This window comes from Tropicibacter oceani, from assembly GCF_029958925.1.
GTDB lineage: Bacteria > Pseudomonadota > Alphaproteobacteria > Rhodobacterales > Rhodobacteraceae > Pacificoceanicola > Pacificoceanicola oceani.
Window position 1 is genome coordinate 1,467,976 of record NZ_CP124616.1, and the last position, 20,219, is coordinate 1,488,194.

Annotated in this window: 17 protein-coding genes; 9 read left to right on the forward strand and 8 right to left on the reverse strand. The window is 61.6% G+C overall.

Annotated elements, in window-relative coordinates:
• Nucleotides 1–43: 43 nt before the first annotated feature.
• Entirely contained in the window at nucleotides 44–2,587 is a 2,544-nt protein-coding gene (locus QF118_RS07050; RefSeq protein WP_282301922.1) for an SEL1-like repeat protein, read from the reverse strand.
• A 494-nt stretch (nucleotides 2,588–3,081) separates the two neighbouring features.
• Between QF118_RS07050 and QF118_RS07055 the strand changes: the two genes are divergently transcribed.
• Nucleotides 3,082–4,122 (forward strand): phospholipase D-like domain-containing protein, encoded by a 1,041-nt coding sequence (locus QF118_RS07055; protein ID WP_282301923.1) that lies wholly within the window; start codon nucleotides 3,082–3,084, stop codon nucleotides 4,120–4,122.
• Nucleotides 4,123–4,870: 748 nt separating this feature from the next.
• Here the strand turns inward: QF118_RS07055 and QF118_RS07060 are convergent.
• The 3 genes from QF118_RS07060 to QF118_RS07070 all read right to left on the reverse strand — a co-directional run bounded on the left by QF118_RS07060 (nucleotide 4,871) and on the right by QF118_RS07070 (nucleotide 6,433).
• The gene (locus QF118_RS07060; protein ID WP_282301924.1) at nucleotides 4,871–5,764 is read right to left on the reverse strand and encodes an MBL fold metallo-hydrolase; all 894 of its coding nucleotides are present in this window, start codon (nucleotides 5,762–5,764) and stop codon (nucleotides 4,871–4,873) included.
• 27 nt (nucleotides 5,765–5,791) lie between these two features.
• A complete protein-coding gene (locus tag QF118_RS07065) occupies nucleotides 5,792–6,154 on the reverse strand; it encodes a hypothetical protein (protein ID WP_282301925.1) in 363 nt (120 codons plus the stop codon).
• Between the two features lie 87 nt (nucleotides 6,155–6,241).
• Nucleotides 6,242–6,433 carry a hypothetical protein gene (locus QF118_RS07070; protein WP_282301926.1) on the reverse strand — a complete coding sequence of 64 codons (192 nt, stop codon included), beginning with the start codon at nucleotides 6,431–6,433 and terminating at the stop codon, nucleotides 6,242–6,244.
• A 95-nt stretch (nucleotides 6,434–6,528) separates the two neighbouring features.
• Here QF118_RS07070 and QF118_RS07075 point away from each other — a divergent pair, with 95 nt between their 5' ends.
• The gene (locus QF118_RS07075) at nucleotides 6,529–7,437 is read left to right on the forward strand and encodes a LysR family transcriptional regulator (RefSeq protein WP_282301927.1); all 909 of its coding nucleotides are present in this window, start codon (nucleotides 6,529–6,531) and stop codon (nucleotides 7,435–7,437) included.
• A 145-nt stretch (nucleotides 7,438–7,582) separates the two neighbouring features.
• Here QF118_RS07075 and QF118_RS07080 read toward each other — a convergent pair whose 3' ends face one another.
• Both QF118_RS07080 and QF118_RS07085 read right to left on the reverse strand, forming a co-directional pair.
• Nucleotides 7,583–7,798, reverse strand: coding sequence for a hypothetical protein (locus tag QF118_RS07080; RefSeq protein ID WP_282301929.1), 216 nt, complete (start codon nucleotides 7,796–7,798; stop codon nucleotides 7,583–7,585).
• Between the two features lie 49 nt (nucleotides 7,799–7,847).
• Nucleotides 7,848–9,311, reverse strand: coding sequence for an FAD-binding oxidoreductase (locus tag QF118_RS07085; RefSeq protein ID WP_282301930.1), 1,464 nt, complete (start codon nucleotides 9,309–9,311; stop codon nucleotides 7,848–7,850).
• A 148-nt stretch (nucleotides 9,312–9,459) separates the two neighbouring features.
• Between QF118_RS07085 and QF118_RS07090 the strand changes: the two genes are divergently transcribed.
• The 7 genes from QF118_RS07090 to QF118_RS07120 all read left to right on the forward strand — a co-directional run bounded on the left by QF118_RS07090 (nucleotide 9,460) and on the right by QF118_RS07120 (nucleotide 17,358).
• Nucleotides 9,460–10,146: a GntR family transcriptional regulator gene (locus QF118_RS07090; RefSeq protein WP_282301931.1), complete on the forward strand. Its 687-nt coding sequence runs from the start codon at nucleotides 9,460–9,462 to the stop codon at nucleotides 10,144–10,146.
• Nucleotides 10,147–10,169: 23 nt separating this feature from the next.
• Nucleotides 10,170–11,786: a thiamine pyrophosphate-dependent enzyme gene (locus QF118_RS07095; RefSeq protein ID WP_282301932.1), complete on the forward strand. Its 1,617-nt coding sequence runs from the start codon at nucleotides 10,170–10,172 to the stop codon at nucleotides 11,784–11,786.
• Nucleotides 11,787–11,899: 113 nt separating this feature from the next.
• Complete coding sequence (locus tag QF118_RS07100) at nucleotides 11,900–12,847, forward strand: LysR substrate-binding domain-containing protein (protein WP_282301933.1); 948 nt, start codon at nucleotides 11,900–11,902, stop codon at nucleotides 12,845–12,847.
• 118 nt (nucleotides 12,848–12,965) lie between these two features.
• Nucleotides 12,966–14,483 (forward strand): amidase, encoded by a 1,518-nt coding sequence (locus QF118_RS07105; protein WP_282301934.1) that lies wholly within the window; start codon nucleotides 12,966–12,968, stop codon nucleotides 14,481–14,483.
• A gap of 3 nt (nucleotides 14,484–14,486) precedes the next feature.
• The gene (locus tag QF118_RS07110; RefSeq protein WP_282301935.1) at nucleotides 14,487–15,770 is read left to right on the forward strand and encodes a TRAP transporter large permease; all 1,284 of its coding nucleotides are present in this window, start codon (nucleotides 14,487–14,489) and stop codon (nucleotides 15,768–15,770) included.
• 28 nt (nucleotides 15,771–15,798) lie between these two features.
• On the forward strand, nucleotides 15,799–16,773 hold the full coding sequence (locus tag QF118_RS07115) for a TRAP transporter substrate-binding protein (RefSeq protein WP_282301936.1): 975 nt from the start codon (nucleotides 15,799–15,801) through the stop codon (nucleotides 16,771–16,773).
• A gap of 57 nt (nucleotides 16,774–16,830) precedes the next feature.
• The gene (locus QF118_RS07120; RefSeq protein ID WP_282301937.1) at nucleotides 16,831–17,358 is read left to right on the forward strand and encodes a TRAP transporter small permease; all 528 of its coding nucleotides are present in this window, start codon (nucleotides 16,831–16,833) and stop codon (nucleotides 17,356–17,358) included.
• A gap of 506 nt (nucleotides 17,359–17,864) precedes the next feature.
• On the opposite strand, the gene QF118_RS07125 is transcribed toward QF118_RS07120, so the two are convergent.
• Entirely contained in the window at nucleotides 17,865–19,034 is a 1,170-nt protein-coding gene (locus QF118_RS07125; RefSeq protein ID WP_282301938.1) for a hypothetical protein, read from the reverse strand.
• Between the two features lie 159 nt (nucleotides 19,035–19,193).
• Complete coding sequence (locus tag QF118_RS07130) at nucleotides 19,194–20,207, reverse strand: hypothetical protein (RefSeq protein WP_282301939.1); 1,014 nt, start codon at nucleotides 20,205–20,207, stop codon at nucleotides 19,194–19,196.
• Nucleotides 20,208–20,219: the final 12 nt, after the last annotated feature.

Here is a 20,219-nt window from a genome sequence, read left to right on the forward strand (position 1 = left end):
TGCCATTCGGTTTGGTCGATCTGAGAGTGTTTTGACAAGATGTTCATTGCATAGACGCGCGCGCCTGACAGGCATCGCTGTAGCCAAAGCGGCATCCGTAGTCGTACAATGCTTGTTTAACTTCGTAAGGGGGTGACGCGCCTTCCACCCCGTAGCGACCGGCGAGATAGCAATTGTTCGCTTCGCCGCTGAGGCAGCGAATGACCTTCTGATCATATTCGGCGACGGCATTGCCGCGCATCACGTCAGCGACCAAGTGACAATCCAGCCGATCAGACAGCTTGCAGGCTTTTTCAATGAATTCAATCTCTTTGGCGGGATCGGGCGCGGCCGAATATCTATCCCAATTTCCTGCCGCCTGATAGCAGGCTCGCTCTGATCCCTGTTCACAGCCAAGCGCATTCAGCCCTTTTTCGCCCAACGGATCCGAGGCGCGGTCCCATCGGACCTGCTCTGCCAGTTCCGCGCAACCATCGCCCTGACCGAGATTGCAGGCACGACGGTGGAGCGCTTTGACGAGCCCCCCCCAGTATTGCATGTCATAATGCATCGTCGATACTCCGTGACTTTGCCCATTAAACAGCGAAGCAAGTTCCATGCAGTCTGCGGTGACAGTTGCCGCACAACCGCGTTGAAGGCGGCGCAGGGTTCCGGACGAATGTGGCTTTTCGAGTTCAAGCGCCGGGGTCAGGGCAACCGCAAGCGCACCTTGTTCCGTAATGCGTGTGGCAACGTCGCGCTGCAATACAGCATACAGAAGACCATCGCAGCCAATCATCCGATCGCCAAGACGACAGGCGCGCAGGCTGAAGCGAAGGGTCTGATCAGGATCGTCGGTCAGGCCAGCGGCCATCGAACAGGATCGCGGGTGTCCCAAATCGCAGGCCTGAGAGTACAAGCGAAACACCTCTTGCGGCGGGCCCTCCAGCGCCTTTTCCGTGCGGGTCGGGTTTCGTTTGGGCGCGATGATGTCCGCCAAGCTGCCGCAGGACGGCCCGTCGTCCAGATCACAGCCCATGCGGTGAAAATCGGTCGCCAGATACATATCTTTTTGCGGCGACCAATTGTCAGCAGCGTCGTCCAAAAGAAATTGATCTGTATAAAGCCCGCCAACGCGTCCGCAGGCCGCACCGTTGCCCTGGGCACAGCGCGCCTGTAGGGCAAGTAGCCTGTCCTGCGGCGGCTGGGTCACATCCGCGGCGATTGCCTCGGCGCAAAGCTGCGCATCGCCACTGGCGCAGGCTGTCGCAGCGGAGGGACGGACGAAAACAGCCTCGGATGTCGTCATTGGCATTGCGCAGGCATCGGTGGCCCCAAGCTCGCAGGCACGCGCGTACAGTCGTTTCGCAGCGAAATGCAGCAGGGGCGCCGCTGGGTATGCTTGGGCAAAGGTGGCAAGGTCGTGGCAAGCACTGGCGTCATTCGCGATACAGCCGTTGCGCGCCTCGGTCACAAAGGAACGCAGAGCGGGTAGAACCATTTCGTCAACCTCTGGTGCCAGAGGATCGGAGGCCTCATCCGCAAGCAAGCGACAGTCATCCATGCGGACGCTCGGTTCTGGGTCGTGGATCTGGCAGGCCTTGAGCAACCAGTGGCGGGCCAATTTCGGGTCACGGGGGGCTTCAGGCACGTCCCGGTACAGGTTCGCCAGTGCGAGGCATTTCTCGGCTCGTCCGCCCCCACACTGCAATTCATATTCTTCGATCAGAAGCGCCAGGTGGACGGCCCGGTCTGCGCCGACCAAAATCTCATATTCAACCATTCCGCAACGGTCGCCCCCAGCCAGTCGGCAGGCGTGAGCATACAATGCTATCGCCCGATCCGGCTCGGTCGGTCGCAGGACGGATGCGAGGTCGAAACAGTCCACCATAATGCCATTGGTGCAGCCCACATCCAGTGCCGCGATCGCCGATGCCGAAGGCTGCGGTGGAGTCGCGCGATTACCTTTGAAGGAATCGCACCAGTAGCCCGAGCGTGCCCCGAGCACGCAAGCGCGTTCCAGAAATTGCGCAGCCAGTTCTTTCTTGTCTTGATTGTCTTCAATAGGTGGAAAAACAGGCGTCCCGTTCACCATGGCCTCGGCCAGTTTCAGGCAGGCTTCCGGGTCACCCGTTGCGCAGCGTTCCTGACGCCAGGGCCAGGTTGGATCAAACCCGCTCCGCGGGAAAGGCGTTACCTCATCGACAGTGCGGTCATAGGATCGACAAGACGCATCGTGACCGGTTTCGCAACCCAACCAATAGATGGCTTCGGCTACGGGCGCATCGCGTGGCACAATCCGCCCGGCGACAAAGACCTGTGCAACCCTGATGCAGGCATCAAGATCGCCATTGCGGCAGCCGTGCTGGAAACCCTCGACACGAGCGCGATGTGCAGGGGGCGCCTCTGCGGCTGCGTCAGGCGACAGCGCCATGTCGCGGACGTGCTGAAACCTGGCACGCTGAGTTTCAAAATCTCGCGCAGCTTGTGCGCTTTTGGCAGCGAGGGCCGCTTGCCGACCGGCGTGAACTTGATCTGCAGTCCAGTATTCCTGAGCATGAGCGGTGCCCCCCAGGAGGACCAAGACCAAAAGAAACAAGCCGCGCATCACCAAAACCTCCGCTTTTACGGGCCGAGTATAGCCCTGATTTCCGGCAAAGTTGTGACCGGGCGCGGACACAATAGTGAAACTGCCATGTCCTCTGCCTTACCCCGCAAAGTCCGGAGTTCAATCCGGCGTCACTTCTTGAAGCAGTATTCCTTGGCCAGAATGTCCGCTGTGGCTGGTCCGAAAACGATAGTTCGCGCTTGCAGCGAACTTCCGGTTTCCGCCCAGCCTGCCGGAACGTAGCGACCGGCCCAAACCTGCCTTTCACCAACCGGTCAAGATACTGCACCCGCAGCCCGCTTTGCAGACATTCGCCGCAGGCGCGAAATCAAGTGTTTTCTGAACTGGAAGTCTGCGGGCAAAGCTGGCTTTCGCTGCGACTGGCGTGAATGCAATTCTCCTTGGCTATCAGCAAGCGGAACAGCTCGGTTGGATAGGTACGATGCACCTTGCTATAGAGTAGAAAAATTCCAAATGTGTAGAGCAATACAACCATGGGTGTGAAATACCTGACTGGCGAAGGACTGGCGAAGCGCATCCGCAAGGTTATGGCAGGAGACAATCCCTGGATGTGCGTCGCTTTTCTCGGTCCAACCTGGGCGGAGGAACTGTTCGATGGCGGGGTAACGCCCGAGAACCTGCGCGTTGTGTGCGACCTACGTATGGGTATGACCGTGCAGACGGCACTTCGCTTAGGTGGAGCGCCGGACAACGAACGCCTACGCCACCTCCCCGATCAGCAAATGCACGCGAAGATCTACGCGTCGGACGAGGGCGCGGTCGTCTGCTCGGCCAATGCCTCTCACGCCGCTCTATCCTCAGTTGACAGGATCGAGGATGGAGTGTGGTTGCCCCCCGGAGGCAAAGCGCACTGTGAAGCCGAAGCGACCTTCGAGACGCGTTACAGCAACGCCGTGCGTGTGGACGCTGATGCTCTCGCAAGAGCGCCAGAGCACTTGGGGGGCCTCGGCGCCGCTGCGGTCGGTGCAAATGAGGCGGTTGATCTCGGGAATTCGCCAACGCTTTTGCAACTTCTTCGCTACGACCCTGAAGCATTTAAGGGCATCCGCTTTGTCTTCTCGAATGAGGACGTTACCGAGGCGGTCAAGGCGGGTGCCAAGGCGATTATGGACGAAGAGGTGGCGAAGGATGGAGGCGCTGCGGAAGGCTGGGGGTCTGGCCCACTCAAATACCATTGCTTCGCCAACTGGGAAAGGAAGGAGAGTGACTGGCCCGTGCTGTTCATCTCCGTCTACCGTGGGTCGAACGGCAAAATCTTCCTTGGCATGTATCGTCATCTACGGTTTATCCCGGAGGTTTCCAATGGAGAAGGTGAGACGGAGGAAGTGTTCGTTGCAGCCAAAGTTCGGTGGAACACCGGCGGAGCTGCGTTCGGAGACCTGCGAAAGCTCGCAACGGTCTTGCAGTGCGAGACTGAGCTGAAGGTATTGTTCCAGAACGAACGCACATTTGATCGTGTCGCCGGGAAGGTGCTCGACGCCGTAGGTGCTCGCAAGGTTTTGAAACTGACATAGCTACTATTGGATAAGGCCTAAAGGCGGGCTTCAGTGTGGATACGTTCCTCAAGTGCGCCTCTGCGAGGGGGCGTGCGAAACGGTTCCTCCGTTGCACTTTGGTCCTTCATGTCTTCGAGAACACCCCGACGTGAGTGACTAAAACCCAATGCAACGGCACTACCACAGCAATACGGTATCCGTGAAACCGCCGTTCGAGCGTGCCGCAGCATCAAGTACTTTGGGGCTCGCAACAGACCTTCGGCGGTGCTCTATGGGCTCGCGCCTGGTCACCTCGGGCATCGCGCCGCTCCCGGCCCTCACCGGGCTTTCGTCATGACGGTCATCGCCGCGGCGCATTTTCCCTGAACTTGCCGTTCGTGGTGTCGCGTAGCATTGTCGGACAAGCCGACGTCAGCGATGCGCAGTTAGCGACCTCTGCACCCTTGTGGATAGCGACGAGCGCTGCAGCCATGACCGTCGTCGCTACTGGACGTCAGCCAATATGATCAACATAACGGCGGCGGCCCCGAAGCGGTCTTTCGAAGCGGCGTGCGACGTCGTCTCGCATGTCGAGGCCCGTCGCGCTGACGATGCCGTCATCTCTTGGCCCATTTGCGATATTCACTGCTGGCAGCGAAGCGGCAAAAGAGGCCTCAGGCAAGAAGTCTTGACCAGAGACGGACGGAAAGCGGCCAGGCAAACCTGACCGCTCTCGGTTCTTTGTCGTCTTTCGAGTGGCGCGCCGTGATTGGGGATCAGGCGCGCGTCAGCCCCACTTCATCTCGCCGGTCAAAACCTTGGCCCCGACGTTCAAGGCCACGCCCATACCCAGATCGGGAAAGCGGGCTGTCATTGCGGCGATCAGATCTTCGGACCCATCGGCTTGGTCGAGTTCCTCTTCCAGAGCAAGAAGGTAGTCCTTCGTAAATTTCACGGCGTCGAGCCCCATGGGCGCATCCAGCGTCATGTGACCGGGAACGACGACCTGCGGATTGCGGGCGATGATGGCGTCCAGATTTGCGATCCAGGCCGCGCGCTGTTCCTTGGTCGGCGTATCTGCGGTCCAGACGTGCGTGCCGGAAAACACCATCACGCCGCCGAACACCGCCTGAAGATCTTCGACCCACAGGTAACGGCGGTTGGCCAGTCCTTCGCCAGGCATAATCTCGATCGCATGGCCATCGACGGTCAGGGTCTTGCTGTCATGGGCTGCGGGAATGATCACCTCTGCCACGGAGGCCGGACCGTTTTCACCCAGTTGCGGGCCCCAGGTTTCGACCTTTTTCGCCACGTTCGCGTTGATGGCCGCGACGGTTTCGCTGGCTGCGATGACGCGGGCATCGGGAAAGGTTTCGACGATCGGGCGCAGACTGAAGTAAAAATCAGGGTCGCTCTGGCTGATGTAGATCGTGGTCAGGGTCTTGCCCGTCGCCTTGATTTCCGCGGCCAGGGCGCGACCATCGGGCAGGGTGAAGCCGCCGTCGATCAGCACGGCCTCTGTGTTGCCCTGGATCAGGACAGGCGCGCGGAAAAAGCCGTTTTCACCGGCGGGGAAGTGCGTCCAGGTCAGGCCGTTGGTATCTGCAAGGGTGATGCCGGGGGACATCAGGGCGGTTGCGCCGGCAGCGGTGGTCATTTTCAGGATATCTCTGCGGTTCATTGTCTTGTCCTTTCTGTATGTGCGGGGTCAGGCCAGCCCAAGCGTGGCGAGCATCGCATCGGGTCCGGAATACAGCGTGCTGGAGTCGATCACGCGGCGGGTGCCTTTGATCTCCGAAATCAGGGCGGGCACGCCTTGCAGTCCGAAGGTCGCCATCAGGTTGCGCGCCTCTGCGGTGCGATTGCGGACCAGATCGGCGAGAGCCGCATCGGGGGCCCGTATACGCGCAGCGGCATCTGCAAGGCCCAGTTCGGCCAGCAGTTCCGCGACAACCGTGGGAGAGGTCACATCCTTGCCGTCGACATATCGCGCCGACTGAATGGCGGAGAGGGCGTCGATCACGCGATCGGGGGCTGTCTCGGCCACCGCCGTGACAGCCAGCGTTGCCACGGTGGAATCGAGGGAGGTATCGTTGGCCGACAGAACGTCTCGGCGATACGCTTCGGTGAACGGCTGGCCCGTCAACGCCGCAATGCGTTAGTCGTTCGCCCACGCCTGCGCGGCGAAGCTTTTCATCGGCCGCGCGCCTCTGCCGGCGAACAGCCCGGTGGCATGTGGCCGAAGGTCGATGTGCGGATGCTTCGCAAGCTTGCCGATGGTCGCGGAGGCCCCGTAGCACCAGCCGCAGAGGGGATCGAAGAGGTAGTGCAGTATTGTTATCCGTGTCATGTCCTGTCTCCTTGGACAGGGACATAGGCGGATTCATTATGCGTGATAAGGCTAACATTTTTGACAATGCGTATGCCAAAGGCTAACAGCCAGGCATGTCGAAAGCCCACAACCTCAACCGGCTGGCCTATTTCGCGGCGGTGGTCGAAACTGGTTCCTTCACCAGGGCCGCAGACCGCCTCGGCGTGACAAAGGCCGTGGTCAGCAGCCAGGTGACGCAGTTGGAGGCCGAGCTCAAGGCGACGCTGCTGGTGCGTAACACGCGAAAGGTCAGCACGACCGAAGCGGGTCACCTGTTCTACACGCGCTGCGCGTCGATCCTGAACGAGGCGCAAGAAGCCTTCAGCGAGTTGTCGCAACTGTCAGAGCAGCCCGTGGGTACGCTGCGAATGACCGCCCCAAACGATTACGGCACTGCGATCGTGGCCCCGCTGGCTGCTGCGTTCCGACGCAAGTACCCCGATTGTCGGGTGGAGCTGCACCTCGGCGACGATCACAGCGATCTCATGGCGGGTGATCTGGACCTGGCCATCCGGGTCGGGTGGCTTCGGGATTCCACGCTGTTGGCGCGCAGGGTGGGCGGGTTCAAACAACTACTTGTTGGCGCGGGCGGCAACCCAAGTGCGTTCGATCACATCCAGCACCCGGACGATCTGTCTGCTGCGCCATTCATTGCAAACAGGGCGCTGTCCAATCCGCTGCACTGGCGGTTCGAAAATGCAGCGGGCGAAACGGTTTCCGTCAAATTGCAAAGCGATCTGTCCATCGACAGCGCGCCCGCGATCATGGCCGCCGTGAAAGAGGGCGCAGGTCTGGCGATCTTGCCGGACTACCTGGTGCGCAAGCATCTTGCATCCGGTGCGCTGGATCACGTGCTGCCCCATTGGCACCTGCCCGAAGGGGGCATCTTCGTGGTCCTTCCCGCGTCGCGGTTCCGCGCCGCAAAGGTGTCTGCGTTTACGGAAATGCTCCGACTGGCTGAAAAGACCCGGACCAGCGATTGAGCCATCACGTGGCGTGCCCCTCTGTCAGCCCGTTTCAAAGGCGCGGATTCCTTGCACGACTGATCACGGGGCTGCCTTCGGTGGTATGGACCAGCCAGGCAGAAACCCAGCAGACGCCGACGAAATCGACGTTTTCGAAGGGTTTTCACGGTTCGATATATTGCGCATCGGGCGTGTTCAGCCATTTCCCCAGGTCGGGCGGCATCTGGCCGGTGCGGCCGAAGTCTTTGAAACGTGCCAGAATCTCGTCCGAGGGGCAGCCGTCGAACAGCGATTGCGCCGTCCCGGGTGTGCCGAGCAGTCCCGAGAGCAGCGCGCCCGCCGCAATCCCCAGGGCGGTCGCTTTTGGTCCGTTTGTCATCCTGGGTCTCCTCCTGTCTTGTCGCGCCGGGTGGCCCGTGCGGCCTGTTTCAGTCTGTCGGCAGAAGCTTTCCGGGGTTCATCACGCCTTTGGGATCGAGCGCCCGTTTGATCGCCCGCATGGCGGCCAGTTGGGCGGGCTCTTTGCGGGCGCGCATGACGTCGAGCTTGCTTTGGCCGATGCCGTGTTCCGCGCTGAAGGAGCCACCGAGGGCCATGAGGTTGTCGAACAGTGACTGGCGCATTGTGTCCAGCGGCAGGTCGTTCCAGCGCCGCCCTTGGGCTGCGGTCAGTGCGTAATGCAGGTTGCCGTCGCCCAGGTGCCCGACGGTGAGGGGCTGGAACCCCAGCTCGGCGGAAAGGTCATCCATCGCGGTGACGAACTCGGCGATCCGGGCGAGGGGCAGCGAAATGTCGGTGTGATAGGCGGGGCCGTTCGCGGTGATCGCCTCCAGGATGGACTCGCGCAGGTGCCACAGGTCGGTGCGCTGCTGCTCGGATTGGGCGACCATGGCATCCAGCACGACGCCGTCCTCCATCAGCTCGGCCAGCAGGTCGAGAACCTGACCGTTCAGGCGCAGGCTGCCGTCCGGCAGACCCTCGGCGTCGTCGGCGCGCGACGTGGCCACCTCGATCAAGAGGCCGGTTTCGGCAGGGCGGGACAGGGGATGTCGAATGTTCGGAAAGGTCCGGCAGATCACGTCGACCGCGGGCCGTGGCATGAATTCAAAGACCTCGACCGCGCCGCCGGTCTGGTCCTGCAGGCGGTTCAGGACGGTGTGTGCCTGTGCAAGCGATGCGATCGACAGGAACGCGGTCGTGCGCGCCCGGGGCTGGGGATACAGCTTGAAGACAGCGGCGGTGATGATGCCCAACGTGCCCTCGGCGCCGATCAGCAAGTCCTTGATGTCATAGCCGGTGTTGTCCTTGCGCAGGCCGGTCAGCGCGTTCACGATGGACCCGTCCGGCAGGACCGCTTCGATGCCGACGCACAGTTCCCGTGCCGTGCCGTAGCGCAGGACGTTCATGCCGCCCGCGTTGGTGGACAGGGCGCCGCCGATCATGCAGCTGCCCTTGGCGCCGAATGTCAGCGGAAATGTCAGCCCGTGTTGCTCCGCGGCATCCTGCGCGCTTTCCAGGATGACGCCGGCCTCGACCGTCATCGTCCGGGCGGCCTCGTCCACTGTTCGCACGCGGTTCATGCGGCCCATCGAAAGGACCAGGCTGGCCTGACCCGCAAGCGGGACGCCGCCGCCGCACAGCCCGGTGCGCCCGCCCTGGGGCACGATGGCGACCCCGGCATCGGCGCAGGCCCGGACCAGCGCGGCAACCTCGGAGGTGGAACCGGGCCGCGCCACCGCAAGGGGCGTGGCCGTGTACTGGCCGGTCCAATCCGTGCCATAGACAGACAGGGCGGCTGGATCGGTCAGGACATTGGCCTCGCCGACGATGCCTGCGCAGGTCTCGGAAAACCCCTGTCTATCGCTGCGCCCCGGCGCGGAAAGCTCTGCCAAGTTCATCCCCCTCGCAAACGTGTCCTGTGATCCGACGCCTGTGCATCCGGCCTAAAGCTACCATGTTACATACCGTATTTTCTTGTCAAGTGACATGTAACATGGTAGTTTTGCCGCAATTCCGAACGTAGCGTCGAAAGTTACCCCAGTGCAGCCAATCTCGCCCCCGCAATCCCTGATGGAACTGACCGCACAGCGCATCCGCGAGGCGATCATTCGCGGCGAGCTTGCACTGGGTTCCAAGGTGTCGGAGCAACGGCTTGCCGATCAGTTGGGGGTCAGCCGATCCCCCGTGCGCGAAGCGCTGGCATTGCTGCAGATCGAGGGGCTGATCCGCGTCCTGCCCAAGCGGGGATCCTTCGTGTTCACCCCCGATGACAAATCGGTGGCCGACCTGTGTGACCATCGCGCCATCCTCGAGGCCGCCTGCCTGGGCTTTGCGCTGGAACGTAACCCCGAGGCGCTGGTCGGCGGTCTGCGCCAAGGGGTCGACCAGATGCAGCGCGCCATTGCCCGCAACGACTCTCGCGCCTATTCCCAGGGCGACATGCGGTTCCATTCCGCGATCGTGGACAGCAGCGGAAACCAGTCGATTGCCCGCGTCCACGACAGCACCATCGGCCCGCTCATGGCGCTTCGGACGCATCTGTTCACCGAGATGAACGCGCATCTCGATCGGTCGATGGCGGAACATGCCCACCTTCTGGAGGCCTGCGAACAGCGCGACCTGGGTCGCGCCCAGGCAATCGTCACCGAACATGTCCAGCACTTGGCCGAGGCCTATCGCAGTGCTGCCCCGAAATCATCGCCGCAACCGCTTCGGCGTGTCCGTTGACTGGCGCCAAGGAGATCCCTCACATGACCAAAACCACCGCCGACATCATGGTCGATGCGCTTGTCCAAAATGGCGTGGACACTGTCTTCGGCATTCCCGGCGCGCATTCCTACGAACTGTCGGACGCACTGGCCCGTCGGTCGAATGACATCCGCTTCATTCACACGCGGCACGAACAGGGGGCCGCCTACATGGCCTATGGCTATGCCAAGTCGACCGGCAGGCCGGGCGTCTTTACGGTGGTGCCGGGCCCCGGTGTCCTGAACGCGGGGGCGGCGATGTGTACGGCCTATGGGGGCAACGCCCCGGTCATGTGCCTGACCGGCAACATCATGTCGCACCTGATTGGTCAGGGGCGGGGGCAGTTGCACGAGTTGCCCGATCAGCTGGCGACCCTGAAAGGCCTGACCAAACACGCCGACCGGATCGACCATCCCGGACAGGCGGCAGACAAGATGGCCACCGCCTTTACCGAGATGCTGTCGGGCCGCCAGCGCCCCGTCGCCGTGGAAGTGCCCTGGGATGTGTTCGGCCAAAAGGGCGTCGCCCCGCAACAAGGCCCCGCGCCGCGCCGTCATATCGCGCCGGATCCTGATGCCAATGCCCGCGCCGCGCAGATGATCGCAGAGGCGCAGAACCCGATGATCATGGTCGGTGGTGGCGCGCTGGACGCCGCGGCAGAGGTGCTGGCCCTTGCGCGACAGATCGGGGCGCCGGTGGCGTCGCACCGTTCAGGCAAGGGGATTGTGTCCGATGATGACCCGCACGCGATGAACCTGATCGCGTCCTACGACTATTTCCGCGACTGCGACTTGCTGATCGGCATCGGCAGCAGGCTGGAATTGCAGTTCATGCGCTGGCAGTGGCGGCCTGCCGGTCTGAAGGTCATACGGATCGACATCGACCCCACCGAAATGGTGCGCCTGAAACCCGATCTGGGCCTCGTGGGCGATGCGGCAGAAATCAGCGCCGCGCTGTCGGTGGCGCTGGACGGGCATCAGGCACCGGACCGGACCGCCGAATTTCAGGAAATCAAGGCACGCGCCCGCAAGGCCAGTGAACAAGTGCAGCCGCAGATGGGCTACCTGGATGCGATCCGGGGGGCCTTGCCGCGCGACGGGTTCTTTGTCGAAGAGGTCAGCCAGATGGGCTTTACCGCGCGGTTCGGATTTCCGGTCTTCAGCCCGCGCCAATATGTCACCTGCGCCTATCAGGACAACCTCGGCTTTGGCTACAACACGGCGCTTGGCGTCAAGGTCGCCAACCCCGACAAGGTGGTGGTGTCGGTCTCGGGCGATGGTGGTTTCATGTTCGGGATGCAGGAAATGGCCACCGCCATGCAGCACGGCATCGGCGTGATCGCCGTGGTGTTCAACAACAACGCCTATGGCAACGTGCGCCGCGACCAGATGACCGTTTTCGACGGGCGCTTGCTTGGTTCGGACCTGACGAACCCGGATTTCGTGGCCTTGGCGCGCAGTTTTGGCATGGCTGCCGAACGGGCCGAAACGCCCGCCGCCCTGGCCGAAGCCCTAGACAAGGCCATCGCCAGCGGTGGCCCGGCCCTGATCGAGGTGCCGGTCGAACGCGGGTCCGAGACATCGCCCTGGACCTTCCTGCATCCGGCCCCGCATGGCTGAGTTGCCGGTTGGCTTCCCCGGCTGAGAAACGGCGGTCCACCGCGCGCCCAAAGCTGGTCGCGGCTCGTCATCTGTGACATTTAAATGGGCACGACAGTTCGGGGGGCGGGGCAATGTCGGCCAATGATTTCCTGCAATCCATGACGCTGCGACATCTTCGGGTGATCGCGGCTCTGGCCGATCTGAAACTGGTCGCCCGCGTGTCCGAGGCGTTGAATGTCTCGCAACCGGCCGTATCCAAGCAGATAGCCGAACTGGAACGGATCGTCGGCGTGCCCGTGGTCACGCGAGAGCGCAACCGGCTGCATCTGACCCCGATCGGGCGCAGTCTGGCGGACCATGCCCGTCAGGTCCTGGTCCAACTGGATCGCGCGGCGTTCGACATGGAAGCGATGGCCAGCGGCCTGTCAGGATCGGTGTCGATCGGGGTTGTCAGCTCGGTCGCGCCGACGCTCTTGCCGGGGGCCATCGCGATGTTCAAGCGCAGCGCGCCCCAGGCCACCCTGTCGGTCATGGAGGGGCACTTTGTTGAGCTGTATCCAGAGCTGGAAGCCGGGCGGATCGACGTCCTGATCGCGCGGATCTGGCAACCGCAGGAAATTCCCGGCATTGAACAGATGGCGCTGTTTTCCGAACCTATCCAGGTCGTCGCCGGTCGGGATCACCCCTTGGCACAGACGCCGACCGTGGAATGGCAGGATGTGGGTGCGGTCCCCTGGATCCTTCCGCAGGCGCATTCCGTCGCGCGGCAGGCCATAGATGCGTTGTTCGCAAGGCACGGATTGCCGCCCCCCGGCAACTCGATTGCCTCGCTGTCGCTGGCGCTGAACATCGAACTGTTGCAGGTCATGCCCGCGCTTTGCTTCATGCCGCAGCGTCTGGCCCAGACCCATACCGCGCGCGGCGAACTGGCGACGCTGCCCCTCGACACGCAGGGTCTGTTGTCAGAAGTGCGCTGCTTTTGGCGGGGCAGCCAGGCGATGCAGAACGGGACGGTGTCGCTGTTCCTGAAGTGCCTCCGGCAAGGGCCGAGTGATCCGAAAACCATTCCGTTTGGTTAAGGTTTGATGCGATATCAGACTCTATTTTCCGGCAGACTATAATTTTACCTTAAGTCAGCACGTTGTTTGGGAGGGCAGTGGTGTCGATTCGCATTAAATCCTTGGCTTGGACTCCGTCATGTCCTTGACGGCATGGTCCGCCTGCGACGTGTTGGCAGCCTTCAGGACCAAGACCCTGACGCCAACCGAGTACCTGGCCTGCTGTCTTGCCCGCATCGTGCTGGTCAATCCAAAGATCAACGCCTTGGCCGCAACGGATTTTGGGACCGCCCGAGCCGAAGCGCAGGAGGCAACTGCGCGCTGGCAGGCCGGGCAACCAAAGGGGCCGCTGGATGGCCTTCCCATCGGGGTCAAGGACTTGCAAGATGCCAAGGGCCTTTTGACAACCCACGGCAGCATCCGCGCGCGCGGCAACCTGTCTACGACGGACCTGCCGATGGTGGCGCGCCTGCGGGACGCGGGGGCCATCGTTCTGGCCAAGACCAACGTCCCCGAACTGGGGGCAGGCGGCAACAGCCGCAATCCGGTCTGGGGCGCGACAGGCAATCCGTTCGATCCCAACCTGATAGCAGGCGGGTCATCGGGGGGATCTGCCGCGGCACTTGCGGCAGACATGCTGCCGCTTTGTACCGGGTCCGATACCGGCGGATCGCTGCGGATTCCCGCCGCGCTGTGTGGGGTCGTGGGGTATCGCCCCTCAGTCGATGTGATTGCCCACCCGACGCGGCCGCTTGGATGGTCCGGCCTGTCGGTGCTGGGCCCGATGGCGCGCACCATGGATGACCTGATCCTGATGCTGAGCGTCTGCCAGGGACATGACGCCGACGACCCGCTGTCCTGTGCCGCCCCGCCGGACCGTTTTGCGACCCTGGCAGCGGTCGACCTGAAGGACCTGCGGGTTGGCTACAGCCCCGATTTCGGCGGTGCGGCTGTCGATCCCGGGATCCGGCAGACGTTCCTGTCCCGGATTGATCTGATCGCGCCGCATGTCAGGGAGTGTCGCCCTGCGGACCTGGCCCTGGGCGACATGGACCGCTGTTTCGACATTCTACGCGCCGAGAGCTTTGTCGCGGCCTTTGCCGAGGCCTTGCAAACCGCGCCCGAGTCGCTTGGGCCGCACATCGCGGGCAATGTCGCCCTTGGTCAGACCATGACACTGTCCGACCGGGCCTGGGCGCATCTGGAACAGACCCGCATCCTGCGCAAATTCAACACGGTGATGCAGGAGTTCGACGTGATCCTGTTGCCGACCTCACCGGTTTCGCCCTTCCCCTGGTCCCAACCCTACGCACATGTGATCGACGGGCAGACGAGTGACATATACTACCGCTGGCTTGCGCTCGCCTATCGCGGGTCGCTGGCCGGTGGACCGGCGATCACGCTGCCCTGTGGGCGTGATCCGCATGGCATGCCCTTTGGAATGCAGATGCTGGGGGCCGTGCGCGGGGATGACGCGCTGCTGGCGAATGCCCGGGCGTTCGAAACCCTGTTCGCGCAATCCGAGACGACCGCCCGTCCGCGCGCCGACCTGGAGGCCACCCCGTCCCCAAGGATCGATCCGCGTTCTATCGTGACACATCCGCCGATCCTGAACGGCGGCACGCTTGATACCAACCAGATAAGCACGGCGGTCTGACCCATGTATTACGTTCCCGTCGTCTTCATCATTCTTCTGATCTCTGGCACCGCCTTTGCCTACCTGATGGGGGCCGTGTCGGTCCTGGCCTTCATTGCGACCGACAAGGCGCAATACCTGTCGGTCCTGCCGCAGCGGATCTTTGCGCAGCTGGATGTGTTCGCCTTCATGGCGATGCCGCTGTTCATCCTGACCGCCGAAATCATGAGCCGCGCTGGCGTCACCCGCAGCCTGATTGATTTCGCCATGTCCATAGTCGGACGATTCAAGGGCGGGCTGGGGCATGTGAACATCCTGACCAGCGTGTTCTTTGCCGGCATCTCGGGGTCGGCCATCGCGGACAGCGCGGCGTTGTCGCGTACTTTTGTCCCCGAGATGACCGCGCGCGGGTACAATCCCTATTATGCTGGCGCGATCACCGCCGCGTCGTCGATGATCGGACCGATCATTCCGCCGTCGATCATCATGATCATCTATGGCGGCCTGACCGGCACATCGGTTGCGGCCCTGTTCATCGCAGGCGTGGTGCCCGGGCTGCTGCTGGCGGCCAGCCTCATGGCGTTGAACGCTGGTATTGCTGTCGCCAGAAACCATCCGGGCGGTGCCTCGGACGATCTGCCGAGGTTCTGGCCCAGCCTGTTGAATGCCGCCCCGGCATTGTCCCTGCCCGTCATCATTCTGGGCGCGCTGGTGTTCGGATTGGCCACGCCGACCGAAGGTTCGGCCATCGCGGTCCTGTTCGCGCTGCTCGCGGGACAGTTCTACAAAGGTCTGTCCCTGCGGATGATCTTTGACGCGGTTGAGGCAACGGCCAAGATGACCGGGACGATCTTCATCATCCTCGCGGCGATATCCGTTCTGGGCTATCTGGCGGGTCAATTGGGCTGGTCGCAGGCTCTGGCCGATTGGGTCGAAAGCTTTGGCCTGACCGGGACGAAATACCTGTTTTTCCTTGTGGGGATTTTCCTGATCGCGGGCATGTTCATGGACACGCCGGTGGCGCTGACCCTGCTGATCCCGCTGTTCGCCCCACAAGCGTTGGAGCAAGGCATCAGCCCCGTCCATCTGGGTATCGTGCTGTGTTTCAACCTGTGCGTCGGGTTGATCACGCCGCCCTTGGGGAAATGCCTGGTCGTCGTCTCGGCGCTGACCAACCTGAACTACTGGCGGCTGGCCTACGCGGCGCTGCCTTTCATCGTCGTGCAGGTGATCGTGCTGCTGGCGCTGGTCTATTGGCCGGGCCTCAGCCTCGCATTGCCGGGCATGTTCGGATTTTCCGTGAATTGACAACGAACTGGTAACTGGGAGGTACCTGATGAAACTCAAAGCCCTGACGATCATGGCGCTGCTGGCGATGTCCACAGCCGCCACAGCCGAAGTGAAGATCGCCCTGGACGGCAAGCCGGACATGGAGCAATCCGGCTCGTACAACTGGGCCTTTGCCTTTGGCAACGCGCTGAAGGCTGGCGGCATGGAACCGCGCGAAATGCCTGCGGGTTCTGTCGGCAACGAGGCCGAGAAATTCGATCAGGTCTCGACCGGGCTGCTCGAAGTGTCGCTGTCGGATGTGCGTGCCGTGGCACAGGTGGACCCGTTCATCTATGGCGTGCGTCTGCCCTATATTTTTGACGACGCGGCCCACATGGATCGCGCCGTGGCCGCGGGACAGGTGTTCGACCGCCTGAACGAAACCCTTGCGGCGCAGGATGTGCGCGTCGCGGCGCTGGTGCCGATCGGTCCGTCGTCGGGCATCATCACCACCACGCAGGCCGTGCGCAGCCCCGCCGATATGTCCAGCCTGCGGATGCGCGCGCTGGATGATGCGCAGATCGCGATGTACCAGGCGTGGGGGTCCAGCGGGACGGTCGTGCCCTGGGGCGAAGTACCCGCCGGCCTGCAGACCGGCGTGATCGACGGCTATCTGAATTCGCCCTTTGTGCCGGTGATGTTCGGTCAGACCGACTTTGTCCGCAACTTTTCCGATGCCGGGGTGATCATTCCCATGCGCGCCGTGATCATGTCGAAGATGTGGTATGACGGCCTGTCCGATGCCGATCGCGCGACTGTCGATGCCGCGGTGGTCGCGGCCGATGCGGCCAATCGCGACTGGCTGGCCCGCGCGTCGGAATCCGGTCTGACCGCGCTGGAGGAAAAAGGCGTGACCGTTCAGCGACTGACGACAGAAGAGCGTGGGGTGTTCCGCGAAGCATCCAAGGCGGTCTACGACTCTGACCTCATGCCCAGCGACGACGTCAAGATCTGGACCGACCTGTCCGACGCCAACCGCTAAGTCCCAAGGACGGGCCATTTCACTGGCCCGTCTGTTCCCTTTGACCGGAGACACAGGATGCGCAACCTGATCCTCAGCCTCAGCAACGGACTGCATCAGGCTGTGCGCCGCATCGCCGTGCTGGCGGTTTGCGTGATGTTTTTCACCGTGATGATCCAGATCGTTGCACGCTACGTGTTTTCTTCGCCCCCCATCTGGACCGAAGATGTCGCGCGCTATGCGATGGTCTGGACCGGCCTGCTGGGCGCGACACTGTCGTTCAAGACCCGGTCGGACGCCGTACTGATGCAAAGCGTGCTTCCGCCCCGGCCCAATGTCCTGGGGCTGGTGTCGGAGGCGATCCAGTCTGCCGCCGTACTGACATTTGTGCTGCCTGTCCTCTATTTTTGTTTCATCGGCCTCAGGGGTGGGTTCGCCAAAGGCTATCTGGCCCGGCAATCCGGTCTGACGGCGGACACGCTGGGCATTCCCATGGTGTGGATCTCCGTTTCCGTTCCGTTGGCCATGATCATCATCCTTCTCCATCTGGCGGCCCGTTGGGCTGGCGATCAGCCCGAGGCCGTAGCCCAAAGTCAGCTGGATTGACCGTCAAAGGATCGGCGCTGTCTTCCATGGGTGCCAGCAACGCATGACCGACATCCAGTCGCCAAGAGCGTTTTGAAACGACAGATCGATCAACCATGCCGGAAGGGCCGGGGAAGGCATACGGACTTGCCCTGTTCATCCGGCTTCACGCCATCGTAATGACGGCTTCGCGCCGCATGTCATGCTCAGCTCTGCAGCACAACGAATGTCCGGCTTCCACCGCTATGGGTCTGTCTTGGATTGAAACAGGCGATTGGCCTTCGGGGAGAATGGGCTGGGAGCGGACTTGCGGCAACGCAGCAACAGGAGGCTGTGATGACCTGCGGGATACGTCGCTCCCGGCCCGAAGCTGTTGTTGGCGCAGCTGCGCATTGCTGCAGCACAGCATCGCCAAACCAGACGTTCCACACATCGCGCCGAAATGTTTGTTTTTGGAGAGCTTCAGTCCAGACTTCCGGTACCGCCCCCCCTTGGGGCGACTGCTCGCAAGGGGGGCGAGCTTGGACCTACAAAAGCCAGTTTGCTTCCGCTTTGGGGATACTTTCCGAGAAGGACATTTCGTGGATGATGTTGCCGGTTGCGACCTCTGTGCCACCTGCGAGTGGCACCGTCACCCTGATGTCGCCGCCAAGACGGATATAGCCTGGCCGTGCGGTATCGTCATCGGGGTGCTGGTCGGAATTGAGCGCGTCGCTCAAGAGGTGATTGCCCGAAATCTCGATACGGATCATGTCGCCGTTGTAGGGTGCTTCGATCAGGAAGCCGTCAGGCCAGCCGTTGCCAGACTGCGGGCCGACATGGATTTCACCAACGAAACTGTCCTCGAATTCACCCGTGCTGAGCAGGATTTCACTGTCTTTTGCCAACATGAACTTGCAGACGACCTTGTTGCCGTAATCCGCGTTGTGTTGAATATACGAGAAGTTCAGCGTGAAATCTCCGCATTCGGCACGGCCCCAGTGCCACGCCTTGAGAACACCTTCGATACCGGCATTGCCCCAATTGTGGTCGTGATAGCCGTGACCATCCTCGATCGCGATGGTTTCGCCCGCGACCTGAATTGTGCCGTTTACAACGGCGCGCGGGGCCGGCACGACATGCGCGTTAAACACCGTCAGGGCTTCGTCGAAATACATCGCCCCTGATCCGGCACGCCAGGAGTCAACGGTCGCGACAAGCTCAAGGTCGACGACCACATCATCATGCTCGGCGTGTAGCTGCCAATTCGGGTAGCGGCCTTTGCACCAGTTGTTGCCCAGCTTTACGTCGCAATGCTCCTCGGACGCGATGAAGTCCATACCGGGGAACGGCACCTGGAAATCGCGGTTGGTGCCGTCGGGGAGTTCGACGTTCAACATCAACATCGGCGGCAGGTCGGGATTGTCCAACATGATCAACGGGCGGTCCATCAGGATCACCGCGGCCTTGAGGCCTGACCGGGTGAACAGATCAAAATACCACCACTCGTAATGGCGCGGGTTTCCGTCATTGTGATAGGCGTCGTCGCGGTCTGTCACGATTTCCTGGGCGGCCTGATCGTACAGGCCCGGTGCCTCGTAGTTGCCAATGACGAATTTGGGCGTCTGTGCCACGACCGGCGAGCGAAGGCCCGGTACAAGCAGGAAGCCCGCGCCGAGCGCGGTCGATGTCAAAAAGGATCTTCGGGAGATTTCCATGGTCTTTCCTTTTGAAAGAGTTGAATGCCTTGGAAACCAGACAGCCCTCTGGCCGAAGCAGCGGTTTTGTATAAATCGCAAGGCATAGCATCATTGATTTTGGGGGGGCCGAGAGGACGGCGAGATGCCGGGGCTTTTTTCGCCCCGGCGGAGGCTCTTTTAGCCCTCGTATCCGTCATAATGATCGTCTTCACGGATGGTGAAAACGATCTCGTGAAGGGCTTGCGTCTTGAACTCCTGCGTTTCGCCCGCCTTGGTGATCCGAATGGTTTCGCGGCCAAGGTAGCGGTAGGCAGGTTCCCCGTTGGGAGCACATTCTTTCAAGGGTCGCTCGACCATCACAAGGTGGTCTTGGTCGATCTGGAATTCGATCTCGAAATCACCTTGAGAGGCCTTCATTTTGAGCGTTTTGCCATAAGGCAATCCAAGCTGGCTCTCGCTTGCGGGAACCATATTTTCGACCGAACCGGTCATCGTCAGACCGTCACGATTGAAAATCGGATCAATAACAGCGCCATCTTTCGAGAACACCAAGCACATTGGCTGTGGATCACCGCCATCACGCGGGATCATAACCGAGTAATCGACGGAATAGTCAGGTGTGTGCAGTTTGCCCCAATACCAATTGCGTTTTCCGGCGGACACAGGGACTTTGCCCCAGTTGTGATCTCGGTAACCGCTTCCTGTGACGGCTGTTTCAACACCATCTTTGATCAGCGTCCCTTCGACGCGCCCTTGCGGCACTGCGATGGTCCATCCCATCGCCGCCATTGCCATTTCTTCGGGCGTTTTGCCAACCACCCAAGATGGGAAGTCTTTGTAGAGTTTCAGGTGGACCCCGTGGCCATTGCACAGCGCTTTGACTTCAAAGTGATCCCCTTGGTCTATGCAAAAATCATCGCCAATGCGGACGTCGCATTTTTCATACGACAGGCTGACTTTATCCTCGGAGTAGCGAACAAGCTCGCTGATTTCACGACCGTCAGGCACGTAAATATTCAGGCGAACCGTTGGCTGTCGCGGCGACACGCGGGTGTCGTTGGTGGACCACATCACGACGACATGGTCGCCAGTGTGCAGCTCTGCATCGAAATACCACCATTCGAAATCCATTTCCCGGTTTTCCATTGGGAACGGCAAATGCATTGCGTCGTGTTTCAAGAACTCAGTCATACTGGTCTCCAT

What these genes read in the sequence shown, in the direction of transcription:
- QF118_RS07050 (WP_282301922.1), bottom strand. Translation starts at nt 2,587, where the DNA reads ATGCGCGGCTTGTTTCTTTTGGTCTTGGTCCTCCTGGGGGGCACCGCT.
- QF118_RS07055 (WP_282301923.1), top strand. Translation starts at nt 3,082, where the DNA reads ATGGGTGTGAAATACCTGACTGGCGAAGGACTGGCGAAGCGCATCCGC.
- QF118_RS07060 (WP_282301924.1), bottom strand. Translation starts at nt 5,764, where the DNA reads ATGAACCGCAGAGATATCCTGAAAATGACCACCGCTGCCGGCGCAACC.
- QF118_RS07070 (WP_282301926.1), bottom strand. Translation starts at nt 6,433, where the DNA reads ATGACACGGATAACAATACTGCACTACCTCTTCGATCCCCTCTGCGGC.
- QF118_RS07075 (WP_282301927.1), top strand. Translation starts at nt 6,529, where the DNA reads ATGTCGAAAGCCCACAACCTCAACCGGCTGGCCTATTTCGCGGCGGTG.
- QF118_RS07080 (WP_282301929.1), bottom strand. Translation starts at nt 7,798, where the DNA reads ATGACAAACGGACCAAAAGCGACCGCCCTGGGGATTGCGGCGGGCGCG.
- QF118_RS07095 (WP_282301932.1), top strand. Translation starts at nt 10,170, where the DNA reads ATGACCAAAACCACCGCCGACATCATGGTCGATGCGCTTGTCCAAAAT.
- QF118_RS07100 (WP_282301933.1), top strand. Translation starts at nt 11,900, where the DNA reads ATGTCGGCCAATGATTTCCTGCAATCCATGACGCTGCGACATCTTCGG.
- QF118_RS07105 (WP_282301934.1), top strand. Translation starts at nt 12,966, where the DNA reads ATGTCCTTGACGGCATGGTCCGCCTGCGACGTGTTGGCAGCCTTCAGG.
- QF118_RS07110 (WP_282301935.1), top strand. Translation starts at nt 14,487, where the DNA reads ATGTATTACGTTCCCGTCGTCTTCATCATTCTTCTGATCTCTGGCACC.
- QF118_RS07115 (WP_282301936.1), top strand. Translation starts at nt 15,799, where the DNA reads ATGAAACTCAAAGCCCTGACGATCATGGCGCTGCTGGCGATGTCCACA.
- QF118_RS07120 (WP_282301937.1), top strand. Translation starts at nt 16,831, where the DNA reads ATGCGCAACCTGATCCTCAGCCTCAGCAACGGACTGCATCAGGCTGTG.
- QF118_RS07125 (WP_282301938.1), bottom strand. Translation starts at nt 19,034, where the DNA reads ATGGAAATCTCCCGAAGATCCTTTTTGACATCGACCGCGCTCGGCGCG.
- QF118_RS07130 (WP_282301939.1), bottom strand. Translation starts at nt 20,207, where the DNA reads ATGACTGAGTTCTTGAAACACGACGCAATGCATTTGCCGTTCCCAATG.